Here is a 15579-nt window from a genome sequence, read left to right on the forward strand (position 1 = left end):
GAAATTAAGTAATTTTCAAAGGGTACAGTTATCGCTTTCTAACCGTTCGTTGTTCAATACGCTTTTCATAGTTGCTCCCTTGAAAAATACGCTGTACGAAAATGCCCGGTATATGAATCTGATTGGGGTCTAGCTCACCTGCGGGAACCAGCTCCTCCACTTCGGCGACCGTAATTTTCGCGGCCCCGCACATACATGGATTGAAATTTCGGGCCGTACCTTTAAAGATCAGGTTTCCGGCTTCATCACCCTTCCAGGCCTTAACAAAGGAAAAATCGGCTTTAAAAGCCTCCTCAAGCACATACATTTTTCCATTAAACTCTCGGGTTTCCTTGCCTTCGGCAACTTCGGTACCATAACCTGCAGGGGTATAAAATGCAGGAAAACCGGCTTGTGCGGCACGGCATTTTTCCGCCAAAGTTCCCTGGGGCGTAAGCTCTACTTCGAGTTCGCCACTGAGCATCTGACGTTCAAACTCTTCGTTCTCGCCTACATAAGACGATATCATTTTTTTAATCTGGCGCTTGTGAAGTAAAAGTCCCAATCCAAAATCGTCTACACCGGCATTATTGGAAATACAGGTGATATCCTTGATATTGGAAGCAACCAGTTCGGCAATGGCGTTTTCCGGAATCCCGCAGAGGCCAAAACCGCCCAACATAAATGTCATGCCGTCTTGAACACCATCTAAGGCTTCTTTAACACTTGCTACTTTCTTAGAGATCATACAATAAGGAATAAAAGATTTCTATTGCAGTCAAGTTACAATTTTTAAACGAAAATTGCCCGTGACTTTTATTCAAAATCACGGGCAATTCTTGTTATTCCTTTATGTAGCAAGACCTTAGAAATCTAGGTCGTCTAAATCATCCTCTAGGTCTAAATCCTGTTGATTATCGTCAGAAACCTTGCTACAATCTACTTTGATGGACAGGTTTTTGGGTTTTTCAAAGGCTCCGTCTGAGATACCCAAGTCTTTATTCTCATAATTCTTTTTCATGTACAATCCCCAAATCGGCAACGCCATAGAGGCACCTTGTCCATAGGCTATCGATTTAAAATGTATAGAACGCTCTTCACCGCCGACCCAAACACCGGTGACAAGGTTTGGTACCATCCCCATGAACCAACCATCACTTTGGTTTTGTGTCGTACCCGTTTTACCGGCAATGGGGTTTGTAAACCCGTAAGGATAGCCCGTAATCACCTTTTTGTACACAGTAGAGTTCTTAGCCCCCGTATGTCTTAGACGCGTACCCGAACCTCCTTGGGTAACCCCTTCCATAAGGTTTACCATAGCATAGGCCACATCTTTACTCAACACATCCTTGGTCTCGGGCACATATTCGTAAAGCACCGTACCGTTCTTATCTTCAATACGGGTTACCATAACAGGTTTAACGTATACCCCTTGATTTGCAAATGCCCCATAAGCCCCTACCATTTCGTAGACATTAGATTCCGGAGTACCCAATGCTATGGACGGTACTTCTAAAATGTCTCCTTTCAGACCTAAATTTTTGATAATAGAAACTACCGATCGTGGCCCTACCCTATCTATTAATTGGGCAGTAACCGAGTTTACCGAATTTGCCAAAGCAAATTTTAAGGTCATATCCTTACCAGAAAACTTACCGTCTGAATTATCAGGACACCATGGTTCCACATTGCCATGTTTTCCTGCCTCGATACAATATTGTGTATCTGGCAAGGTTTCACACGGAGAAAGACGCAGTTGATCGATGGCCGCTGCATATACAAAAGGCTTAAAGGTAGATCCCGCTTGCCGCGAACCTTGAATAACATTGTCATACTGAAAATGCCTGTAATCAACACCCCCTACCCATGCCTTAACATGTCCGGTCTGCGGCTCCATAGATATCATGCCTGCCCTTAAAAAAGTTTTATAATACCTAATGGAATCCAACGGAGTCATAATAGTATCACGCTCACGGCCATCACTATTCCAGTCAAAAACGGTCATCTCCGTTTTTTTGGTGAACGATGCCCGGATGACTTCTTCAGATTTCCCTTCATCCTTCATCTTACGCCATCTAGATGAATTTTTCATGGCACGTTCTAGAATGCGATTGACTTGAGATTTATCTAAATCCAAGAAAGGTGCGGTCGGGTTTTTATCCGGTGTATTTTGGCGAAAGAATTCATTTTGAAGATTGGCCATATGCTTGCGTACGGCATCTTCGGCATTGGCCTGCATACGTGAGTCTATGGTCGTATAGATTTTAAGTCCATCTAAAAATAGATTCCACTTATCCCTGCCACCTTCCATAGCTGGTTTAGGATTTTTGGAAATCCAATCGTTCATAAATCTTTGGAGGTACATTCTAAAATAAGTAGCGAGACCTTCCTTATGCGATTCTGGATTAAAGTTGATATCCATTTTCAGGGCCTGTAACGAATCTTTCTCCTTTTCAGTGATATAACCGTATTTCGCCATTTGGCCCAGCACGGTGTTTCTGCGATTGGCCACCAATTCTTCCCTTCTTATGGGGTTAAAGTATGAGGAGTTTTTAAGCATTCCGACCAAAACGGCAGATTCTTCGACCTTTAGCTCTTGTGGTTCTTTACCAAAGTATATTTTCGCCGCTGATCGAATACCATCGGCATTGTTCAAAAAGTCGTACTGGTTCAAGTACATAGCAATAATCTCTTGCTTGGTGTACTGCCTTTCCAATCGAGTGGCCAAGACCCATTCCATCACTTTCTGCTTTATGGTCTCAAACTTGTTCTTTGACCTGACCCCCACAAAAAGCTGGCGTGCCAATTGTTGGGTAATGGTACTAGCCCCCCCTTTTTTTCCTAAATAGACAAAGGCCCTTAAGGTTCCCCGGGCATCGATACCCGAGTGGTCAAAAAAGCGGGCGTCTTCGGTAGCTACCAAGGCATCTACCAAGTTTTGGGGAAGACTGTCATAAGGCACCGGGGTTCTGTTATCGTCTAAATAGAACTTGCCCAATGTTTTTCCGTCTGAAGAAATAATCTCGGTAGCCAGATTGGTCTGGGGATTTTCGAGATGTTCATATTCGGGCATGTCGCCCAAAAGCCCCCATGAAGCCGACAAAAATATTAATGCAACCAATAAAATACCTGAAACAAACAGGATCCAGAACCATTTGATATATTTAAAATACCCGGTAGGTTTTTTCTTTTTAACAACTTTGGCCATAAGTTATTCGTTACTTTTTTCTATTTCAAATCCAACATCGGTGATTCCTTTCAAATCTTCAATACCGTTTACGCTTCCATTTTTGCGCATGGCGTGCCAAACGCGTAGATTATATACGCCCGAAGACGGAAAAACGATGTTTTCTTTATACCATAATTTATTTTCTTTGATACTTCCGTACCCTTTGCCCAACCACGATCCATCGGGCAAGGCCATTTCGTACTCCAGCGTATCTTTAACGGTTTCTCCCGAGGGAAATTCCAGTTCGGTAATCAAGAATAGGTTATTGTATGGAAAAGTGGCATCGTTACGCACCGTAATGAACATATTGTGCCTTTGCATGGTATCGATTTCAGAGAATGAAAACTGAATGCTGTCGGTTTTGTTCCAGACACCGCCTTTTGTGGCCTGAAATTCAGATTTTACCAAATTATCGTTACACGAAACGAGCCCTACGACAAGGGCCAAAGCTAGCAAGACCCTAGCCATTTTTTTGCTGTCTTTTTTGATTGTTGTTCCTACGACCTCTTTTCTTTTGGGGGTTCGGGTTGTTTCCGCTATTGCTGTTCTTGTTCTTCCCACTATTGCTCTTCGCCTTGTTTCTCTTACGGTTTCTGTTTCTAGGTCTTTTCGGCTTATCGAAACGGGTTAGGCTATCTTGGCCCACCACGTTCTCAAACACCTTTTCTTCCTTAACGAAATTATCTACCGTATATTCCTCTAGACTGGCAACTTTTTCTTTCTTTTTGTTTTTTTCCAGAATTTCCTGCACTTGTTCCTTGGTCAGGGTATGCCAACTAGAAGGGTCTTCCTTGTACGAAAACCACAACATTCCCTTGAAAATATCGGTCTTTTGGCAGAAGGCCAGCCCTTTTTCGGTAAATAGCTTGGTGTCTTGTGAAGGAAAATCTTTTAAGGCCTCCAAGTACATATCAAGCTCATAGTTCAGGCAACATTTGAGCTTTCCGCATTGCCCTGCCAGTTTTTGGGGATTCAATGACAATTGTTGATACCGTGCAGCGGAAGTACTGACCGACCTAAAATCGGTCAACCATGTAGAACAACAGAGTTCACGCCCACACGAACCGATTCCGCCCAAACGCTGGGCTTCTTGGCGATATCCGATTTGGCGCATCTCGATCCTAATACCGAAGGCTTTGGCCATATCCTTGATCAACTGTCGAAAGTCGACCCGATCCTCGGCCGTATAATAAAACGTGGCTTTTGAACCATCACCTTGAAATTCTACATCGGAAATCTTCATTTGAAGCTTTAGGATGATAGCTATTTCTCGAGCACGCTTTTTTATTTCCTCTTCGCGGTCACGGCATTTTTGCCATTTATCGATATCGTTCTGCGTAGCCTTTCGGTGTATCTTAGGCAGGTCTTTATCTTTATAGTCAACCTTTTTGCGCTTCATTTGCACCTTGACGAGCTCGCCCGTTAAGGTTACCATGCCCACATCGTGGCCCGATGATGCCTGTGTTGCCACAATATCACCAATGGAAAGCGTTAGGTTTTCCGTGTTTCTGAAGAATTCTTTTCTACTGTTCTTAAATCGAACTTCGACGCAATCGAACGGCTTTTCCCCATTGGGAAGCGACATGTTGGAAAGCCAATCAAAGACCGTTAATTTATTACAACCATCGGTACCACAAGTTCCGTTGTTCTTGCAACCTCGAGGTTGTCCGTCCTTACCGGTCGAACAACTGCTACAGCCCATATTTTATATCTTGGTTTGGCCCAAACGGGGGTTTACGGCCAAATAGGGTTCGTACTAATTTTATATGTAAAGGTACTAAATTTTTAATGTGAACGAAAGTTATCTCAACTTACACGGCTTCTTCGTTTCTTTGCACGACATATGCATATGTTTAAAAAAATAGGGAGACGGTCTTTATGGAAAAACCCAGAACACTAAGTAACGCGGTTCTCTACCTCATGAGTATCTCGGCAGGCCTGGTCGCCGCCAATCTCTACTACAACCAACCTTTATTACACTTGATTTCCATCAGTTTTGGGGTAAGCGAATCGGCGGTGAGCAATGTGGCCCTGGCCACCCAGTTGGGCTATGCCTTCGGATTACTTTTTGTAGTTCCGCTTGGTGACATGGTAAACAACCATAAAATTTTGAAATTGGATTTTATTTTAATGTTACTCTCCCTTGTGGCCGCAGGATTTGCCCCCTCACTTTGGTTTCTGGTCATTACCAGTTTCTTTATAGGATGCACATCTGCCCTGCCCCAATTATTCGTACCCATGGCGGCCCAATTGTCGAATGCCGAAAACAGGGGGCGTGCCATTGGCATTGTCATGAGCGGTCTGCTCATAGGTATTTTAGCAAGCCGCGCCATAAGTGGTTTTATAGGGGAGCAGTTCGGGTGGCGCAGTATGTATTTTGTGGCAACCCTTATCATGCTCGTTCTTTTTGTCGTCCTCAAATTTAAACTCCCCAAAATAGCACCGATATACAAAGGCAGTTATACCGAGCTTATGACGTCCCTCCTTTATTATTTCAAGTCGGAGCCTCCATTGCGACTAGCCGCAGTGCGAGGCGGACTCTCTTTTGCAGGCCTAAGTGCTTTTTGGACCACCTTGGTCTTTTTAATGGAAGACAACTTCGGTTATGGCAGTGGTATCACCGGTACTTTCGGACTCATTGGGGTAGTTGGGGCCTTGGCGGCCAGTATCGTCGGCAAATTAAGCGATAAGATAAGCAAGAACCTCATCATTTTAACTTCTACCGTAATCTTGATCCTTTCTTGGTCGATCTTTATGATTTCGGCACATTCGATCATAGGAATCGTTCTCGGGGTCATATTTGTCGACCTCGGGCAACAATCGCTTCACATTGCCAATCAGAACATTATATTCTCTAGAAACGAAAGTGCCCGAAACCGGATCAATACTATTTATATGGTCATTTTTTTTCTCGGAGGTGCCTTGGGCACAAGCCTAGGAGCCTATGCATGGCAACATTACCAATGGATAGGAGTATCGGTGCTGGGTCTTAGCCTTTCCCTACTTAGCCTTATCGCACATTTAATCTATGGCGATAAAAAAATGTAGGGCAAGACCTTAGCGCTTAAACTTCAACACCTCTGAACGGCCTTTTTTAAAGATTTTATTGCTAGCTCCCTTACCCTTACGCAGCTTTTTCTGTTCTTCGTAAGGCAATGCGTGTATTTCCTTACACCTGTCGGAACAACAATCATCCATCTTTTTGGCACATTCCCCGCATTGTATAAATAAGAGGTGGCAGGCTTCGTTGGCACAGTTTACATGGGTATCGCAAGGTTTTCCACATTGGTGGCAATTTGCAATTACATCATCGGTAATGCGTTCGCTACGTCGATGGTCAAAAACGAAATTTTTCCCTAAGAACTTATTTTCGAGTTTTTTCTCTTCAACCTGTCGGGCATAGTCGATAATACCGCCCTCCAACTGATAGACCTGCTTGAAACCTTTGTGCTTGTAATAGGCACTCGCCTTTTCACATCGTATACCACCTGTACAGTACATGACCAGCTTTTTGTCTTCCTTATAATCGGCCAGGTCTTTTTCTATAATATCCAAAGAGTCACGAAACGTATCAACGTCAGGAGTTATGGCATTCTTAAAGTGCCCTATCTCGCTTTCATAGTGGTTTCGCATATCGACCAAAATAGTATTGGGATCGTCAATAAGTTCATTGAACTTTTCGGCACCTACGTGAACCCCTTTGTTGGTCACATCAAAAGTGCTGTCGTTCAAACCGTCGGCTAAAATTTTCTTTCTAACCTTAATTTTCAGTTTTAAAAACGAAAGGTTGTCTTGTTCAATGGCGATATTAAGCCTCACGTTCTCTAAAAACGTTATGCTATCCAAGTGCTTTTTAAAAGCCTCGAAATTCTCGGCAGGAACTGACAATTGGGCATTAATACCTTCGTGGGCTACATAAATACGCCCTAGAACATCAAGTTCGTTCCAATGTATAAAGAGATGGTTCCTAAAGAGTTGTGGGTTGCCGATTTGTGCATATTTGTAGAAAGAGATCGTCAAGCGCTCTTGCCCGGCTTCCTTAATAAGGGCCGCTCTTTCTTTTGCACTTAAATTATTGTACAGTTGCATTCTATACTAATGTTTTAAGTTTATAAAGATTTTCTAAGGCGGCAAAGATAAGAAATAATGTCAAGCTGTTATGAACCCATACGCCCGGATCAAGTCGGCATGGCCACATCACAAATAAAAAAGAGCCCTGATGTGATATCAAGGCTCCTTATTGGCCACTCCATTTTTTTCTTTTTCATAGCATCTTTTCAAGTACAAAAAAGGAAATGACCACCAACACTCCTCAACACTTAAACTAGAGAAGTCTATCATGTATGTATACTTGGTTATGACATAGACACTATTTCATACAATAGATGCAAAAACAGCCTTTCGGTTGCGTAACACCAAGCACCATAAATCTTTATCGCATAAGTTTAGTCGGCATAATCTATTCAAGCTTACACGATTTCAATAAAAATTTTCGAACTTTCACTTCGCCAAAAAAAGCCTTTCAAGTTAATTTTTCTTTTTATAAAATGCAGGCTTTAACTGGCATTATGATAAAAGAAATGCTAATTTAGCATCCCTTAAAAAAAGAAAATATGAGCGCGGAAAAAGAAGCAAAACTAAAAGCCCTTAAATTAACCTTAGATAAATTGGACAAGACTTACGGTAAAGGTGCCGTAATGAAAATGGGCGATAGTGTAGTGGCAGATGTAGAAGTCATTCCTTCAGGCTCATTAGGTCTAGATATAGCTCTCGGCGTTGGCGGATACCCACGCGGAAGGGTCATTGAAATATACGGTCCTGAATCTTCAGGTAAAACGACCTTAACCCTTCATGCCATTGCCGAAGCACAAAAAAACGGTGGTATAGCCGCCTTTATCGATGCGGAACATGCCTTTGACCGTTTCTACGCACAAAAATTAGGTGTCGATATAGACAACTTGATCATATCGCAACCCGATAACGGGGAGCAAGCCTTAGAGATTGCCGATAACCTTATCCGTTCGGGAGCTATCGATATCGTAATCGTGGATTCCGTTGCCGCATTGACTCCGAAAAGTGAAATCGAAGGAGAAATGGGAGACTCTAAAATGGGACTCCATGCAAGATTGATGTCACAGGCCTTACGTAAACTGACCGGTTCTATCAGCAAGACCAACTGTACCGTTGTTTTCATCAACCAGTTGCGTGAGAAAATTGGCGTGATGTTCGGAAACCCAGAAACTACTACCGGCGGTAATGCCTTAAAATTCTATGCCTCCGTTAGGTTAGACATTAGAAGGTCTACCCAGATTAAAGATACCGACGGCAGTGTTCAAGGAAACAAGACACGGATAAAAGTGGTCAAAAACAAAGTGGCCCCACCTTTTAGAACTGCGGAATTCGACATTATGTACGGTGAAGGAATTTCCAAAGTAGGAGAGATCATCGACCTAGGTGTAGAATATGAAATCATCAAGAAGAGCGGATCTTGGTTCAGCTATGGCGATACCAAGTTAGGACAAGGGCGAGATGCGGTTAAATCATTATTGCTCGACAATCCCGAACTTTTTGAAGAGCTGGACGAAAAAATTCGTGCCGCCATTAATGCCCTTAAGAAATAATTTAGGCCATTAGCCTATTCCCGTTTTACAATTTACGCCTTAAAGAATGGTTGTCAACCCTTTCTTTAAGGCGTATTCGTTTTCAGCCTTTATGTGGCAGACTACGCAACCCTAGCGCCCTTTTTTCATCTTATATGTAAAAATCAAAACCATATGAAGAGAATATATTTAAAGCTACTTACCATAGCTTTCACCCTAGCGATTGCTTCCTGCAGTCTTGACGACGACGGGACCAACTTTCAGTACGCCCCCTTGGAAATAACGGGCGCCAGCTTGCCCGACACTTTTGAACTCGGGCGTGTATACAGTATAGATGTCAAAATCTTAAGACCTGACGATTGCACCATGGTCGACCGTTTTGACGTAAGCCGTTCGTTTACCGATTCGACCCAAATCAGAACCGTCTCGGCAGTAGGTATTATTTTAGACAAAGAAAAATGCAATACGGTAGATGACGAAGTTCAAGATTCGTTTCAATTTGAAGTTCTGTACGATAAACCCTATGTTTTTAAGTTCTACAAGGGAAGCGATGATCAAGGTGAACCTGAATTTTTAGAAATAGAAGTGCCTGTAAGCCAGAAACCTTAATTATCTTTAACCTAAGGAACCGTATGTGCTATGCATAAAACCCCTTAAATCGGTTTAAAAGCATGCAAAACCCCTAGAACACTTTCAAAATGATGCGACCTTGAGTCTTGAAGAACTCATACATAACTGTAAAAAAGGAAACAGACAGGCACAGGAACAATTGTACCGTGATTACTCACGAGTATTGTTCGGTATCTGCCTGAAGTATTCGCGTAACCGTACGGAAGCCGAAGACAACCTGCATGACAGTTTTATGGTCATCTATGAAAAAATCGGCCAATTCAAGAATAAAGGCTCTTTTGAAGGATGGCTAAAACGCGTTACCGTAAATACCGTTTTACAAAAATACCGAAAAGAAGAACCCCTTTCCTTGGTGACGGAATACGCCGAGAAAATAGATACGGACGATGAAAGCGACTATGAAAGCCTAAGCTTGGACACCTTACTGAAACACATACAAGAACTGCCGGACAAATACCGGTTAACATTTAACCTTTATGTCCTTGACGGATATACCCATAAAGAAATAAGTGAGCTCTTAGGTACCTCGCCGGGCACATCAAAAAGTAACCTGGCCCGTGCCCGTAACCTACTTAGGGAAAAAATAGCCACGTCTAAAAATAAAGCCATCATTGGGATGTTGCTTCCCTTGCTATTGCAAATATGCACCTGACCGATGAAAAATTATTACATCAAAAGAAAAAACCTTGTACCTAAGGCATTGAATAATGAATAAAAAAAATATAGACGAACTGTTCCAAGAGAAGTTTCGAGACTTCGGCGAAGTGCCGGACAAAAAAGTCTGGAATACCATAGAAGCTTCCTTGAACAAGAAAAAGAAGAAAAGGGTCATTCCCATCTGGTGGAAACTGGGGGGAGCGGCAGCCATCTTAAGCGGTGTGGTGCTGGCAATAAACCTCTTTTCCTCCCCTACCGATGCCGAAGGCAGTATCACCGATATCAAAACCCACGACAACACACAGACCGAAGGCGTAAAGCAAGATGAAGACAAGAACTTTCAGGAATCGCCCATCAGCAATGAAAATGCGATAACCCATACACAAAACGATTCGGGTTCGGAAGAAAACGACATAGAAAACGCAGCCCATGATCAGGATGTAGAACATCGACTAAACAGCCTTCCCAAAGAAAATACCAACCGTTCTAAAAACTCAAAAACCAATAGAATTGCCCCTTCAGAACTAAGCGAGGGCTTAAACCCAAGTAAAGACAGAACACAGGAGCCCTACAACGCCAAGAAGGAAGCTAGCGATAATAAGCTAATAAACCCCGAAGCGGAAAATGCCCTTGCAGCCAAGACCTCTACCGGTCAGGATACACACGCTCCAAGCGATGGAAAAGAAGGGTCAACACCCCCTATCGACCACGAGAAACACCCAGACCCTATGGGCCTTAAACCCTCAGAAGGCATAGTACAGAATGTTATCGAAGAAGAATTGCCAAATAGCCCCGAAAATCAAGAAGACCCTACAGAAAAGAAGTCCATTTTTGATGAAATCGATCCTGAAGAGGAAATTGCAAACAACGACGGGGAAAGCCGCTGGTCCCTTGGGCCAAATATAGCCCCAGTGTACTATGACGCCTTAGGCAAGGGATCGCCCGTAAACGCCATTTTCAGCTCCAATTCAAAATCGGGCAATACCAATATGAGCTACGGCCTCTCAATAGCCTATGCGATCAACGACAAACTAAGGGTCCGCTCCGGCGTCAACAAGGTCGATTACGGATACGACACCCAGGGTGTGGAATTTTCCGGCACCCTACAGGCCGTCGCTTCAGACTTATTGAAAAACATATCATATTCCGGCGCTTCGAAAAACGTAGTCTTACAAAGCGAGACTGCCAACATTAAAAATTATGAGGTTTCCGATAATTCCTTTGCCCCTTCCCCTGGGCTTACGGAAAAGCCCGGTGGTCTACGCAATGGGTCGATGGCACAGCAATTCGGGTATCTTGAGGTGCCCTTAGAGCTAGAGTACGCCCTAATCGACCGAAAGCTAGGGGTAAACCTATTGGGCGGCGTAAGTTCGTTGTTTTTGATCGACAATTCGATCTCGCTTACCTCAGGAGACCTCACCACCGAAATCGGTGAAGCCAACAATGTAAACTCGGTCAATTTCAGTACCAATGTCGGTTTTGGGGTAAACTATAATTTCACTCCCAAAATACGATTGAACATCGAACCCGTTTTCAAATACCAATTGAACACATTTTCGAATGTTTCCGGGGATTTCAGACCCTTCTCGATAGGGGTGTACAGCGGCCTGAATTTTAAGTTTTAATTCCACCCATCGACAGGAAGGAAACGTAGCGCCTTTCGCACTATAACAGCATCAAAAATTTGAACGACTGATGAAGCAAAAATTCCAAATTTTCAAGGCAGCAGCGAACCATCTGAGCTTTACAAAGGCCTCTGAACAATTGTTCATATCGCAACCCGCAGTTTCAAAAGCCATTCGTAGTATTGAAGAAGAGTACAAAACCACCCTTTTTCTTCGCAAGCGGAATTCCATAGAACTCACCGAAGAAGGCAAGGCCTTTTTATTGTATACCAATAGAATATTGGACATACATGCGGAAATGGAGAATCAATTTCTCTATCAAAAGGAACACATCCCCGAAATGATTCAATTTGGCGCCAGTACCACTTTGGTCAACCATATCGTTCCCAAAATAATTGCCCGGTTCAGAACACAGCACCCACGTACCAATTTTGACATTAAAAGTGGCAACTCCGAAGAAATAGAGGAATATATTTTAAACCAACAATTGGATTTTGGGATTACCGAAGGAAATAACACCAATCGTAAACTACACTATAAAAAGTTTATAAAAGACGAAATCGTACTTGTCACGAACGCCAAGAACAACGGCATTAAACAGAGTGCCATAAGCGTAGACACCTTAGAACAACTACCGATCATAGAACGCGAAATGGGATCGGGCACACGAGAAATCATTTATGATGCCTTAAAATCGGCCTACATCAAAAAACTGAACAATGTAGTGACCCTGAACAGCACGGAAGCCATAAAAAACTACCTCAACAACTCCGATGCCTTCGCCTTGCTTTCCATTAGCGCCATTCACGAAGACCTCGTCACCAACAAACTCAAGATCATAGATATTAAAAACCTTAGCATAGAACGCTGGTTCTATTTTGTTTCCAGAACTGGTTACCAGTCTCAGGTAATGGACTATTTTGAAAAGTTCGCCCGAAGCAATTATAACTTTTAGTTATTTCACATAGCGTTTTAAATTGCTTAAAAGTAATTTGACGACCCTACTTTTGTATCGTAAAAGACAAATGATATGAAAGATAGAATCGCGAAAATTACGTTTCTCCTAATGGCCCTTATCGTTTTTAGTGGATGGGTCAATAGTCCAACCGCCTTAATGCTCGGTTTCGGGTTTACCTTGTTTTTCAACAATCCGTTCAAGGCATACTGCCATAAGGCCATTCACTCGTTTCTTAAGGTTTCGGTGGTCGGACTTGGTTTTGGCATGTTCCTCAAAGAGACCCTAGAAACGGGCAAGGAAGGTTTTATACTGACTTTTTTATCGATCACCTTGACGGTAGGCCTCGGCTTCCTGCTGACGAAAGCGTTAAAACTAGATACCAAATTAGGCCACCTTATCACTTCAGGAACCTCGGTTTGCGGAGGTAGTGCCATTGCGGCCATCTCACCGGTGATCAACGCCAAAAGCAAGGTCATCAGTATTGCATTGGCCGTGGTATTCCTGCTTAACTCCATAGCCCTTTTTGTCTTTCCGGCCATAGGCCACTACCTGCACCTGACCCAACATCAATTCGGACTATGGTGTGCCGTAGCCATTCACGATACGAGTTCGGTTATCGGTGCTTCCATAGGTTATGGTGACGAGGCATTGCGGACCGCCACAACGGTTAAGCTTTCCCGTATGCTTTGGATCGTACCTTTATCCATATTGTCTATGCTCGTTTTTAAGACCAAGGGCGAAAAAGTAAAAATGCCTTATTTCATCTTGCTTTTTATAGGGGCCATAATCTTAAACAGTTATCACCTTGTTCCGGCCACGGCGAGTTTGACCATCGTCTCTATTTCCAAAAAGCTTTTGATACTAACCCTGTTTTTAGTGGGCTCTACCCTTTCTATTGAAGATTTGCGCGCCACGGGAACAAGGCCTATGGTCTTAGCCGTATTGCTCTGGGTCTTCATTTCGGTACTTTCATTGCTTTATATCCTACATTAAAAGCAAGAGGGACGATATTACAGGCTACAACGGTTATCTTGTTTGCAGTTCTTTCAAGATAACCGTTCTTACCTTCTCCCTTAGGGCCGCCTTGTCGTCTTCGGAAAGGCCCTTGGTTTTGTAAAATGAATGCACTTTGGCACGGATTCTTCCCGGTCCTCCACTGAAAAAGGAGAAAGAAAATCGCTTTTTGTTATCGTAGAACGTCATAGGGACGACCGGAATCGTATGGGCTATAGCCATTTTAAAGGCCCCATCCTTAAAGTTGTCCAATAGGATGCTTTCATCATCGGGCACTCCCCCTTCAGGAAAAATACAGATGCTCAAGCCTTGGTTCAACCTCTTTTGTGCCCGTCGGTAAACGGCGGTTCTGCTCCTAGCATCGCCCCGATCTACCATAATACAGACCCGTTTATAGAAAAACCCGAAAACCGGAATTTTCGCCAGCTCTTTCTTCCCCACAAAAACGAAAGGGTTTTTACTGATGTAAAGCATCAGCATAATATCTAACATACTGGTATGGTTGGCAACGAGCATATAACTTTTTCCCTTTTCCATTCTTTCGTCCCAATATACTTTTGGCGGACAACCCATACCGTACAAAATGGGCAAGGCCCATAAGTTTCTGGCCAACCAAAAAAAATACGGATACCATTTTTGCGACAAGGTGGTCAACAATAAAAAAGGAAAAAACAAGAAGATGGGCAGGGCTACCAAAATATAGAACCAAATACGGTACAAGGTGTAGCCAATTTTTTTAACTAATCTGGGCATAAAATCAAAAGTAACAATTTTATCAGGTATAATCGATTTCTTTTATCTTTGTGCTCCTTTGAAAATCGACAAATGGCAAGAATCTTAACAGGAATACAGAGTACGGGCGTTCCACACCTAGGAAACATTTTGGGCGCTATTATACCCGCAATAGAAATGGCACAGGACCCAAAGAACGAATCGTTTTTGTTCATTGCAGACCTACATTCGCTCACACAGATTAAAAATGCGGAAGAACTTCGAAAAAACACCTATGCCATAGCTTCTACTTGGCTGGCTTTCGGACTGGACATTGAAAAGACCGTTTTTTACCGTCAGAGCGATGTCCCCCAGACCACCGAGCTCTCTTGGTACCTAGGCTGTTTCTTTCCATATCAAAGATTGACCTTGGCACATTCGTTCAAAGACAAGGCGGACCGCCTAGAGGATGTCAATGCCGGACTCTTTACCTATCCGATGTTGATGGCGGCCGATATTCTTCTGTACGATGCCAATATCGTTCCGGTAGGAAAAGATCAAATGCAACATATTGAGATTACCCGTGACGTGGCTTCGCGTTTTCATGCACAACTAGGAGAAACCTTTGTCATGCCCGAAGGTAAGGTTCAGGAAAGCACCATGTACATTCCCGGTACCGATGGAGAGAAGATGAGCAAGAGCAGGGGCAACTTGATCAACCTTTTCCAGACCGATAAAAAACTAAGGAAACAGATTATGGGTATACAGACGGACAGTACGCCTATGGAAGAACCAAAAGACCCGACTAACGACAACGTTTTTGCCTTATATAAAATACTGGCCTCTCAAGAACAGATTGAAGAAATGAGTGCCAACTACCTTGCAGGAAACTACGGATACGGCCATGCCAAACAAGCACTTTACGAAGTAATCGTAAACAAATTTGGAGATGCACGGGAGAAGTATGATTACTACATGAACCACCCCCAAGAAGTAGACGAAGCATTGGCCATAGGTGCTGAAAAAGCACGCAAAGTTGCCGATGGGGTACTTCAAAGAGTACGTGAAAAACTAGGATACTAAAATTTAACAAAACCGACCTCAGGGTCGGTTTTGTTTTTATAGGGTCTTCCCCATATTCTTAATCCTTCGGATTTGGGAAGGTTTTTTATCGAT

At 43.1% G+C, this 15579-nt stretch carries 14 protein-coding genes; 8 read left to right on the plus strand and 6 right to left on the minus strand.

Translation table 11 applies throughout. The features are described from left to right. Positions 1-28 precede the first annotated feature (28 nt). The 4 genes from BW980_RS00935 to BW980_RS00950 form a co-directional block, all read right to left on the minus strand. The gene (locus tag BW980_RS00935) at positions 29-727 is read right to left on the minus strand and encodes a CoA transferase subunit A (RefSeq protein ID WP_076453094.1); all 699 of its coding nucleotides are present in this window, start codon (positions 725-727) and stop codon (positions 29-31) included. Between the two features lie 117 nt (positions 728-844). Further along, positions 845-3187 (minus strand): penicillin-binding protein 1A, encoded by a 2343-nt coding sequence (locus BW980_RS00940; RefSeq protein ID WP_076453095.1) that lies wholly within the window; start codon positions 3185-3187, stop codon positions 845-847. 3 nt (positions 3188-3190) lie between these two features. After that, positions 3191-3676: a gliding motility lipoprotein GldH gene (locus BW980_RS00945; protein ID WP_076453096.1), complete on the minus strand. Its 486-nt coding sequence runs from the start codon at positions 3674-3676 to the stop codon at positions 3191-3193. After that, positions 3669-4910: a PSP1 domain-containing protein gene (locus BW980_RS00950; protein WP_076453097.1), complete on the minus strand. Its 1242-nt coding sequence runs from the start codon at positions 4908-4910 to the stop codon at positions 3669-3671. The genes BW980_RS00945 and BW980_RS00950 overlap by 8 nt, the downstream gene beginning before the upstream one ends. Before the next feature lie 176 nt (positions 4911-5086). Between BW980_RS00950 and BW980_RS00955 the strand changes: the two genes are divergently transcribed. After that, the gene (locus BW980_RS00955) at positions 5087-6256 is read left to right on the plus strand and encodes an MFS transporter (RefSeq protein ID WP_076453098.1); all 1170 of its coding nucleotides are present in this window, start codon (positions 5087-5089) and stop codon (positions 6254-6256) included. Between the two features lie 9 nt (positions 6257-6265). Here the strand turns inward: BW980_RS00955 and trhO are convergent, their stop codons facing one another. Further along, entirely contained in the window at positions 6266-7297 is a 1032-nt protein-coding gene (trhO, locus tag BW980_RS00960) for an oxygen-dependent tRNA uridine(34) hydroxylase TrhO (RefSeq protein ID WP_076453099.1), read from the minus strand. A 524-nt stretch (positions 7298-7821) separates the two neighbouring features. Between trhO and recA the strand changes: the two genes are divergently transcribed. From recA to BW980_RS00990, 6 genes are all read left to right on the plus strand, one after another. Beyond that, complete coding sequence (recA, locus tag BW980_RS00965) at positions 7822-8829, plus strand: recombinase RecA (RefSeq protein WP_076453100.1); 1008 nt, start codon at positions 7822-7824, stop codon at positions 8827-8829. A gap of 153 nt (positions 8830-8982) precedes the next feature. After that, positions 8983-9417, plus strand: coding sequence for a hypothetical protein (locus tag BW980_RS00970; protein WP_076453101.1), 435 nt, complete (start codon positions 8983-8985; stop codon positions 9415-9417). A 100-nt stretch (positions 9418-9517) separates the two neighbouring features. Further along, positions 9518-10090 carry an RNA polymerase sigma factor gene (locus BW980_RS00975; RefSeq protein WP_076453102.1) on the plus strand — a complete coding sequence of 191 codons (573 nt, stop codon included), beginning with the start codon at positions 9518-9520 and terminating at the stop codon, positions 10088-10090. Between the two features lie 55 nt (positions 10091-10145). After that, on the plus strand, positions 10146-11720 hold the full coding sequence (locus BW980_RS00980; protein WP_076453103.1) for a TFIIS N-terminal domain-containing protein: 1575 nt from the start codon (positions 10146-10148) through the stop codon (positions 11718-11720). Positions 11721-11790: 70 nt separating this feature from the next. Next, positions 11791-12675, plus strand: a complete 885-nt coding sequence (locus BW980_RS00985; RefSeq protein ID WP_076453104.1) for a LysR family transcriptional regulator — start codon at positions 11791-11793, stop codon at positions 12673-12675. 75 nt (positions 12676-12750) lie between these two features. Continuing rightward, positions 12751-13671, plus strand: a complete 921-nt coding sequence (locus BW980_RS00990) for a YeiH family protein (RefSeq protein WP_076453105.1) — start codon at positions 12751-12753, stop codon at positions 13669-13671. Positions 13672-13704: 33 nt separating this feature from the next. Here the strand turns inward: BW980_RS00990 and BW980_RS00995 are convergent, their stop codons facing one another. Then, positions 13705-14445: a lysophospholipid acyltransferase family protein gene (locus tag BW980_RS00995; RefSeq protein WP_076453106.1), complete on the minus strand. Its 741-nt coding sequence runs from the start codon at positions 14443-14445 to the stop codon at positions 13705-13707. A 72-nt stretch (positions 14446-14517) separates the two neighbouring features. Here BW980_RS00995 and trpS point away from each other — a divergent pair, with 72 nt between their 5' ends. Further along, entirely contained in the window at positions 14518-15486 is a 969-nt protein-coding gene (gene trpS / locus BW980_RS01000) for a tryptophan--tRNA ligase (protein ID WP_076453107.1), read from the plus strand. Positions 15487-15579: the final 93 nt, after the last annotated feature.

The organism is Zobellia uliginosa (assembly GCF_900156625.1).
Taxonomy (GTDB): Bacteria; Bacteroidota; Bacteroidia; order Flavobacteriales; family Flavobacteriaceae; genus Zobellia; species Zobellia uliginosa.

Coding starts and splice junctions, on each gene's coding strand:
- BW980_RS00985 (WP_076453104.1), top strand. CDS start 11,791: ATGAAGCAAAAATTCCAAATTTTCAAGGCAGCAGCGAACCATCTGAGC.
- trhO (WP_076453099.1), bottom strand. CDS start 7,297: ATGCAACTGTACAATAATTTAAGTGCAAAAGAAAGAGCGGCCCTTATT.
- trpS (WP_076453107.1), top strand. CDS start 14,518: ATGGCAAGAATCTTAACAGGAATACAGAGTACGGGCGTTCCACACCTA.
- BW980_RS00995 (WP_076453106.1), bottom strand. CDS start 14,445: ATGCCCAGATTAGTTAAAAAAATTGGCTACACCTTGTACCGTATTTGG.
- BW980_RS00950 (WP_076453097.1), bottom strand. CDS start 4,910: ATGGGCTGTAGCAGTTGTTCGACCGGTAAGGACGGACAACCTCGAGGT.
- BW980_RS00945 (WP_076453096.1), bottom strand. CDS start 3,676: ATGGCTAGGGTCTTGCTAGCTTTGGCCCTTGTCGTAGGGCTCGTTTCG.
- BW980_RS00955 (WP_076453098.1), top strand. CDS start 5,087: ATGGAAAAACCCAGAACACTAAGTAACGCGGTTCTCTACCTCATGAGT.
- BW980_RS00980 (WP_076453103.1), top strand. CDS start 10,146: ATGAATAAAAAAAATATAGACGAACTGTTCCAAGAGAAGTTTCGAGAC.
- recA (WP_076453100.1), top strand. CDS start 7,822: ATGAGCGCGGAAAAAGAAGCAAAACTAAAAGCCCTTAAATTAACCTTA.
- BW980_RS00935 (WP_076453094.1), bottom strand. CDS start 727: ATGATCTCTAAGAAAGTAGCAAGTGTTAAAGAAGCCTTAGATGGTGTT.
- BW980_RS00990 (WP_076453105.1), top strand. CDS start 12,751: ATGAAAGATAGAATCGCGAAAATTACGTTTCTCCTAATGGCCCTTATC.
- BW980_RS00940 (WP_076453095.1), bottom strand. CDS start 3,187: ATGGCCAAAGTTGTTAAAAAGAAAAAACCTACCGGGTATTTTAAATAT.
- BW980_RS00970 (WP_076453101.1), top strand. CDS start 8,983: ATGAAGAGAATATATTTAAAGCTACTTACCATAGCTTTCACCCTAGCG.